A 7462-nucleotide genomic window follows, 5' to 3' on the forward strand; every position below is an offset into this window, starting at 1 on the left:
GGGTATTATTGCTGGTTCTACTGACACGGCTCGGCCGACGCCGACGGCCGCGAGAGCCGGCGGCGCCGGTCGGGTACGTCACGAAAAGCGGTTCACGACTGGGTGCAGAAGGCAGCTCTACAGCCCGCCAGCGATGCGAGCCCGGATCACATCGCGTTGGACGAGACGGTGATCCGGATCAATGGCCAGCAGTATTGGCTGTACGCTGCGGTCGATCCGGAGACAAACAGATTCCTTCATATGCGGCTGTTTACAACGACAACGACGGCATTAACGCAAAAATTTTTGCGAGAACTCCGTGAGAAACACGATGTTTCTGAGGCTGTGTTTCTCGTTGATTACGCTCACCATCTTTCAGCGGCATTGAACCGAGCAGGACTCCGATTTCAAACTGTTCGCCATGGAAATCGGAATGCTGTCGAACGTGTCTTTAGAGAAATAAAACGTCGAACGTCTTCGTTTAGCAATAGTTTCAGCCATGTCGATCCAGCAACCGCAGAAACGTGGCTGCAATCGTTCGCCGTCTGGTGGAATTCGCTTAACTAAACACGATGCCACAGCCGCCCAAACCGAAGAAGATCGACCGACCGGTTACTCGTCGACCCCAAGCAACTGATCTACCAGTTCCTCGGGATCGAACGGCTCGATGTGGTCGTAGCCCTGCCCCGTTCCGAGGAAGAGAATCGGTTTCCCGGTGACGTAGGCAATCGAGATCGCCGCACCGCCGGAGGAATCGACATCCGCTTTCGTCAGGATCGTCCCGTCGATNNCNGCGGCGTCGTTGAACTCCNNGGCGCGCTGGGTCGCGTCCTGCCCGGCGACGGCCTCGTCGACGAACAGCGTCATGTCCGGCCCGACGACCCGGTCGATCTTCTCGAGCTGGGCCATCAGGTCGTTGGAGGTGTGGAGCCGGCCGGCCGTGTCGCCCAGCACCACGTCCACGTCGTTCGCCTCCGCGTACTCGACGGCGTCGTAGATGACCGCCGCGGGGTCGCCGCCCTGCTCGTGGCTGATGAGCTTCAGGTCGAGGTTGTCGGCGTGTTTCTGGAGCTGNTCGTTCGCGCCNGCNCGGTANGTGTCGCCGTTGGCCATGACCGAACTGTAGCCGCGGTCAGCCAGATATTCCGAGAGTTTGGCGATGGAGGTCGTCTTGCCGACGCCGTTGACGCCGGTGAAGACGATGGTGATCGGTTTCTCGGCCTCGGCGATTCGCTCGTCGAAGTCGAACTGGCCGACGCTGATCACGTCGAGGAGGGCGTCGTGGAGTGCGCGCTCGACGAGTTCGCCGGTCGTCTCGACCTGCTTGCGCGTCTCGCCGATCATCGTCTCCTCGACGGTATCGAGAATCTCCTCGGCGACGCTCATCTCCACGTCGCTCTCCAGCAGTGCCATTTCGAGTTCCCACAGCGGGTCTTCGAGGTCTTCCTCCTCGATGATGACCTTGCCAGTGGCGAAGGCGGCAGCGCGTTTCAGCGTGCCCGGCCCCGATGACGAGTCGTCAGTGTCGTCGGCGTCGTCGCTTTCGGTATCGGTATCGTCGACATCGACAGCCTCGGCATCGGCAGCCGCGGCCGCGCTGTCGTCGCTGTCAGCATCGTCGGCATCGACACTCTCGGCGTCGACAGCGTCGGCACTCGCGGTCGATTCATCAACGTCGTCGGCTGGCTCGTCCGCGTCGTCGGCCGCTTCCTCGGCGGTTTCCTCGACGTCCTCGCGGAACGAGTTCAGCTTGTCTTTGAGTCCATCAAACACGGCTTGCCCTCAGTGAAGTCGGTTGGGGATCGGGTCGTTACTCGTCGCCGTCGCCTTCCTGCATCTGCTGCATCTTCGACATCTGCTGTTCCTGCTGTTGCTGCATCCGCTGTTGGATCGACTGGGCCTGTTTTTCGAGGTCCTCGGTCTCCGCTTCGAGTTCCTCGATTTCGGCTTCGAGCTCCTCGATTTCGGCTTCGATGTTCTCCTGTTTGTGTTCGAGAGCGTCAACCGCGCTGTCCTGNTCNTGTTCGGCNGNGTAGCCGCCGCCGAGNNNGACGANNACTTCGTCGNNGTCCTCGATGGTCGCGCGGACGTACGCGCCGCCGCCGAGCGGCACCTGCACCGTCGAGCCGGATTCGAGNGTGTCGAGNGCNTCGANNGCCTCGTCGATCTCGTCGCTTTCGGTTTCGAGGTCGGCGATTTTCTCTTCGATCTCTTCGACTTCAGCGTCGATCGCCTGCAACTGCTGTTGGAGCTGCTGGAGCTGCTGGCCACCGCCACCCATCATTGTGCGGACACATCCTGAATCGTGACCTGCGTTCGTTTGAGTCCGTGCTCGCTACCGAACTGCGAGAGGATGTGCTCGCGGGCGACGTTCTCGTTGACCGCTTCGATCTCCTTGGTGAAGGTTCGCGGTCCCGTTCGACCGTGGAACTCGCCGCGAATCGTAAACTCACTCATGCCTCGTTGCTCCGGCAGCGACGGGGAAGTATCTTCCTACTCGGAGCGAGCAGCCCCACCGAGATTCGGGAGCCGACAGCGGCCCGATACCGAAACCGTGGCAGCGAAAACAGGAACCGGGATTACTCGATGTAACCGAGCGTGTCCTCAATGCGGCCGATCTCGGGGCCGGTCGTCTCCTCGCCGACGATGAAACTCGTCTCGCCGGCGATCAGCCCGGAGCCCAGCAGCGGCGCGCCGTAGTTGACCGTCCCGAGGTCGGCGTACACGTCGAGGTGCTCCTCGAGGATTTCCAACTCGGCTTCACGGGATTGGGGGTGACAGAGCACGCCCTTGTTGGTGGCGACAGCAGCCGTCCCGACGGTCTTCCGGTCGCCGAGCGAGCCCTGCCGAACCGGCACGTCAAGGGCTTCTTTGACGGCCTCGACAGCCGCTTGCGTCAAGTCGGGGTGGACGTACGCGCCGTAATCGTTGGCGACGACGACGTTGCCGGCGGCATTGATCCGACCGGGGAGTTCAACGACCGGGCCGTCGGTGGTCTCGGCGATGGACTCCCGTTCGCGGTCGGTGATCTGACTGGAGACGAGCAGTCCGTTTTCGTTGCTGACGGCCAGCGCGCCGACCGTTGCCGAGCCGCCAACCGTCGTCTGGAGGTAGTCGAGATCGAGTTCTTCGGCCAGCGTTTCGGCGGCTGCGTCGTCGAGGTCACGCCGGACGAGCAGCGTGCTATCGGTCGCTCGCGCGAAAACACCGACGTACGGGGAGCCAGCGACAGAAGTGCGTAGCACGGTGTGTTAGGCGACTTCCGCTTCGAGGATCGACTCGCCGTCTTCGACGAATCGGGCCGCACGGATCCGGAGCTTCGATGGCGGGTTCTGCCGGCCGTTCGCCCACACTTCCTCGTTGATTGAGGGGTCGAGCCGAACAGCGTCGCCCTCGACGTTGAAGTGCTGGGCGAGGTGGTCGCGGATGATCGTCATCGCCTTGTCGGCGCGCTCTTGGGTCGGGACGTTCTTCGCGTCCCGGAGCGGTACCGTCACGACGCGTTCTTCGAAATCACTCGTACTCATCGTTACTCGTCAGTGTCGCCCCGCCGCCAGTTGCGACGTTTCGCGTTGCGCGAGACTTCCATATCGGTTTTCATCATGACCCATGTCGGCACGCGTCGGTTCTGGCGGTCGAGCTTGGCCAGCCGTTTCTTCTGTGCCTTCGATTTCTTTCCCATAGTACCACTTCCTCATGGTGCACCGCTTAAAATCCTGTCCATCCCGTACAGCGGTCGGCAGGCACGCCGCCGGCGAAGCTACCAACTCGGAAACACACAGAGTTTTGAGTATTGGCCGGTGACATCACGGCAATGGCTCCGAGTGCGGATGTCTGTGTGCTGCTGCCGGCATTCAACGAGTCGGCGACGATCACCGACGTGATCACGAGCTATCAGGCAGCCGGCTTCACGGATATTCTCGTCATCGACGGCGGCTCCACCGACGGTACCCGCGAGCTGGCACGTGAGGCCGGCGCGACCGTGATCACACAGACGGGCACGGGCAAGGGCCAAGCCGTTCGGGAGGCCGTCAGGAAGATCGACGCCCGCTACGTGCTGATGGCCGACGCCGACATGACCTATCTCGCCGACGACGCCGAAACAATGCTCGAACCCTTGCTGGCTGGTGAGGCCGAACACGTCATCGGTAACCGGTTCGCCGACATGAAGCCGGGCGCGATGACGACGTTCAACAAAATCGGCAACCAAATCTTCAACCGCTTTTTCAGCGTTGTCTACGGCTACGATTACGGCGACATCCTCTCGGGCTACCGCGCGTTCACGACCGAATCCTTCGAGCGACTCACCCTCTCGGCCGACGGCTTCGGTATCGAGACTGAGATGGCCGTCCAGTGTGCGAAACAGAACATCGAGACGACGGTCGTCCCGATCACCTACCGCCCGCGGCCTGACGGGTCGGCGACGAACCTCCACCCGATCAAGGACGGCAGCGTCATCTTCATGGAGCTGTACCGGAATGCGAAGACCAGCAATCCGCTGTTCTACTTCGGGAGCGTCGGACTGCTGTCGACGACACTCGGCGTCGGGCTGCTCGGCTTCGTGATCTACCGCTGGCTCGCGTTCAATATCGATCACGAACTGATCGCACTCGGCGGCGTGGCGTCGATCCTACTCGGCGTCCAACTCCTGATCTTCGGCTTCCTCGCGGATATGATCCAGTCGCTGCACCGTGAGCAGCGGGAGCGGATCGATCGATTGGAGACCGATTTGACGGCCGAGCAGTCGAAAACGGAGCGACGGAGAACAAACACGGACGGCGCGGCGATCGCAGAAAACGAAACCGCAGACGCCGAGGGCAACGCTGAACAGCCGGCGACCGGTGAATCAGACCGGTAGCGAGACCCGAAATTAGACCGGCAACAACGCCCGAAGCCGGCCGAAGACGCTTTGGCCGGCCTGCTTGCGCTGTTCTTCGAACACGGGATGCAGCATATCCAGCAGTTCGGATTGACTCGTGAACTCGTCCTGTGGAATTCGATCGAGAACTTCGGCGAGTTCGACCGTGTTACCCGAGCCGTCGACCGGGATAGCGGTGTCGTCAACAGCCTCACACAGCCGGCGGCCAGTCGTCGGGAACTCGACGGGCGCGTCGTCGAGGCGGGCCGCCAGCGCGGCGATGCCGAACTCGATTACATCGGGGTCGGACGTGTCGCTTGGGGGAGCCCTCGCTGCCATTGGCTACGTATTAGCGTGAGTTCGTAAAAACCCAGTCACATCCCCCGCAGAACTGGAGCTACGTTCGGAAACTCTCACCACAGCCGCATTCGGAGACGACGTTGGGATTCTCGACGTGGAACCCCTCGGCCTGCAGACCGTCTTCGTATTCGAGGCGACTGCCGCCGATGTAATTTAGACTAGATGGATCGACAAAGACGCGGAGGCCGTGGTGGACCGTGATGGTGTCGTCTTCCTCNGGTNCGTNGTCGAANCGCATCCCGTANGAGAGGCCGGCACAGCCGCCCTGNTGGACGAACAGCCGGAGGCCGCCGACATCGGTGTCCATCCCTTCGCCCTCCATCAACGCGAGTGCCTTCTCGGCGGCCTGCTCCGATACCTCGACGGCCGACTCGGAGCTGCCGTCGGCGGTGCTCGTGCTCATACCTGACTATCACCAGCCGAGCGTGTTAACAGTGACGGCGCGACGTAATCAGGTATCGTTACGATAGCAACAAGCGCGACAGCGACTGCGCAGCGAACCGACCCGTCTCAGTCGAATCGCCGACGAACGCTCTCGGCGTGAGCCTCCAATCCTTCGGCCTCCGCGAGCGTCGTAATCGTCTCCGAGAGGCCCTCAAGGCCGTCCGCGTCGAGTCGCTGGACCGTCGTCGACCGCAGGAAGGCATCGACCGAGAGCCCGCCGAACCGTTTCGCACCGCCGTTAGTCGGCAGGACGTGATTCGTTCCCGAGGCGTAATCGCCGGCGGCGACTGGGGTGTAGGGACCGAGGAAGACGCTGCCAGCCGAATCAATGCGGTCGAGCAAGGCCTCNTCGTCNTCGGCCTGAATNGAGAGGTGTTCGGCGGCGTACTCCNCGGCGAACAGCACGGCTTCGGACATCGATCTGGCGAGTAGGACGCCGCTGGCCCCGTTGTCGAGGGCGTCCTCGATGATGTCGCTTCGCTCGCGGTCGCCGACCTGCTCGTCGAGGGCGTCGCTGATCGCTTCGGCAGTGGCCTCGTCGGCGGTGACAGCGACGACCGAGGCGTTCGGGTCGTGTTCAGCCTGCGCAATGAGGTCGCTGGCAACGAGGTCGGGGTCGGCTGTTTCGTCACAGACGACGAGGAGTTCGCTCGGGCCCGCGAGGAAGTCGATCTCGACGTCGCCGCGGACTTCGGCTTTCGCGGCGGTCACCCACTTGTTGCCGGGACCGACGATTTTCTGCACTGAGGTGACGGTCTCGGTACCGTAGGCGAGGGCGGCAACGGCCTGCGCGCCGCCGGCCGCGTAGACCGCGTCCGCGCCGGCTTCGTGGGCCGCTGCGAGCGTGACGGGATTGATCGGGTCCGCCGGCGGCGTGGCGACAGCGACGTGATCGACGCCAGCGATCTTCGCGGGGATGACGCCCATCAGGACGCTGGAGGGGTAGGCGGCGGTGCCGCCGGGCGCGTAGACGCCGACCTCCGAAATCGGGCGGAAGCGACGCCCCAACTCACGGCCGTCGAACTCCTCGCGCCAGTCGTCGGGTACCTGTCGCTCGTGGAACTCCCGGATGTTGGCGGCGGCAGTCTCGATGGCGTCCAACACGTCGTCGTCGACGTCTTCGTGGGCGCGCTCGGCGAGGTCGGTCACGTCGAGATTGCCGACTTCGACGTCATCGAACTTCGAGGCGAGATCGCGCAGTGCGACATCGCCCTCCGTGCTGACGCGGTCGATGATGTCGGCCACGTCGCTGCGAACCGCGTCGATGCCGGCGTCGCGCTCGAAGAAGGCCGCGCGTTCGGCCGGCGAGAGATCCGCGATGACTCGGTAGCTCATACGACGGCTTCGAGCGGCCGGCGAAAAACCGTTTCCATCGGCCTCAGGGTCGTGTTTAGTTAAGAGTGAAAACTGAGGCGGAGTGAATTTCGGCTGGTCTATGGCGGAAATCACTCGCCTCAGCGGTTGTAACGACTGGCTTGAATTAGATTTTGTGGAGCGAGAGCGGACACCGAGCGAGTTGATGAAGCTCGGTATTCGGTTACATCTGGCTGGATTATCACTTTCGAATACCGTCTCAGAACTTGAGAAGTTCTGAGACGGTATTCGAAAGTNTCTGGCTGGATTATCACTTTCGAATACCGTCTCAGAACTTGAGAAGTTCGGTGTCCATCGGTCACGAAAAGCGGTTCACGACTGGGTGCAGAAGGCAGCTCTACAGCCCGCCAGCGATGCGAGCCCGGATCACATCGCGTTGGACGAGACGGTGATCCGGATCAATGGCCAGCAGTATTGGCTGTACGCTGCGGTCGATCCGGAGACAAA

At 62.3% G+C, this 7462-nt stretch carries 10 protein-coding genes and 2 pseudogenes; 3 read left to right on the forward strand and 9 right to left on the reverse strand.

Annotated features, from left to right (window positions below):
* Positions 1-78: 78 nt before the first annotated feature.
* A pseudogene (locus tag EGH24_RS15035) lies at positions 79-546 on the forward strand (IS6 family transposase); the annotation flags it as partial.
* Between the two features lie 45 nt (positions 547-591).
* Here EGH24_RS15035 and ftsY read toward each other — a convergent pair.
* The 6 genes from ftsY to EGH24_RS15065 form a co-directional block, all read right to left on the reverse strand.
* Complete coding sequence (gene ftsY, locus EGH24_RS15040; protein WP_142980890.1) at positions 592-1752, reverse strand: signal recognition particle-docking protein FtsY; 1161 nt, start codon at positions 1750-1752, stop codon at positions 592-594.
* 37 nt (positions 1753-1789) lie between these two features.
* On the reverse strand, positions 1790-2260 hold the full coding sequence (gene pfdA / locus EGH24_RS15045; protein WP_142980891.1) for a prefoldin subunit alpha: 471 nt from the start codon (positions 2258-2260) through the stop codon (positions 1790-1792).
* On the reverse strand, positions 2260-2436 hold the full coding sequence (gene rpl18a / locus EGH24_RS15050) for a 50S ribosomal protein L18Ae (protein ID WP_142980892.1): 177 nt from the start codon (positions 2434-2436) through the stop codon (positions 2260-2262). Before rpl18a ends, pfdA begins: the two co-directional genes overlap by 1 nt.
* Before the next feature lie 122 nt (positions 2437-2558).
* Positions 2559-3224, reverse strand: coding sequence for a translation initiation factor IF-6 (locus EGH24_RS15055; protein ID WP_142980893.1), 666 nt, complete (start codon positions 3222-3224; stop codon positions 2559-2561).
* A 6-nt stretch (positions 3225-3230) separates the two neighbouring features.
* Positions 3231-3506 (reverse strand): 50S ribosomal protein L31e, encoded by a 276-nt coding sequence (locus EGH24_RS15060; RefSeq protein ID WP_142980894.1) that lies wholly within the window; start codon positions 3504-3506, stop codon positions 3231-3233.
* A 2-nt stretch (positions 3507-3508) separates the two neighbouring features.
* Positions 3509-3661 (reverse strand): 50S ribosomal protein L39e, encoded by a 153-nt coding sequence (locus tag EGH24_RS15065; protein WP_120084282.1) that lies wholly within the window; start codon positions 3659-3661, stop codon positions 3509-3511.
* Positions 3662-3793: 132 nt separating this feature from the next.
* On the opposite strand from EGH24_RS15065, the gene aglJ reads away from it, so the two are divergent.
* Positions 3794-4837 (forward strand): S-layer glycoprotein N-glycosyltransferase AglJ, encoded by a 1044-nt coding sequence (aglJ, locus tag EGH24_RS15070; protein WP_142980895.1) that lies wholly within the window; start codon positions 3794-3796, stop codon positions 4835-4837.
* A gap of 12 nt (positions 4838-4849) precedes the next feature.
* Here aglJ and EGH24_RS15075 read toward each other — a convergent pair whose 3' ends face one another.
* The 3 genes from EGH24_RS15075 to hisD form a co-directional block, all read right to left on the reverse strand.
* Positions 4850-5176, reverse strand: a complete 327-nt coding sequence (locus EGH24_RS15075) for a hypothetical protein (RefSeq protein ID WP_142980896.1) — start codon at positions 5174-5176, stop codon at positions 4850-4852.
* A 58-nt stretch (positions 5177-5234) separates the two neighbouring features.
* A complete protein-coding gene (locus tag EGH24_RS15080; RefSeq protein WP_142980897.1) occupies positions 5235-5600 on the reverse strand; it encodes a HesB/IscA family protein in 366 nt (121 codons plus the stop codon).
* Positions 5601-5707: 107 nt separating this feature from the next.
* Positions 5708-6976, reverse strand: a complete 1269-nt coding sequence (hisD, locus tag EGH24_RS15085) for a histidinol dehydrogenase (protein WP_142980898.1) — start codon at positions 6974-6976, stop codon at positions 5708-5710.
* Positions 6977-7076: 100 nt separating this feature from the next.
* Here hisD and EGH24_RS15550 point away from each other — a divergent pair.
* Positions 7077-7462 (forward strand): annotated as a pseudogene (locus tag EGH24_RS15550) (hypothetical protein); the annotation flags it as partial.

Origin of the sequence: Halonotius terrestris (assembly GCF_006861665.1) — an archaeon.
Taxonomy (GTDB): Archaea; Halobacteriota; Halobacteria; order Halobacteriales; family Haloferacaceae; genus Halonotius; species Halonotius terrestris.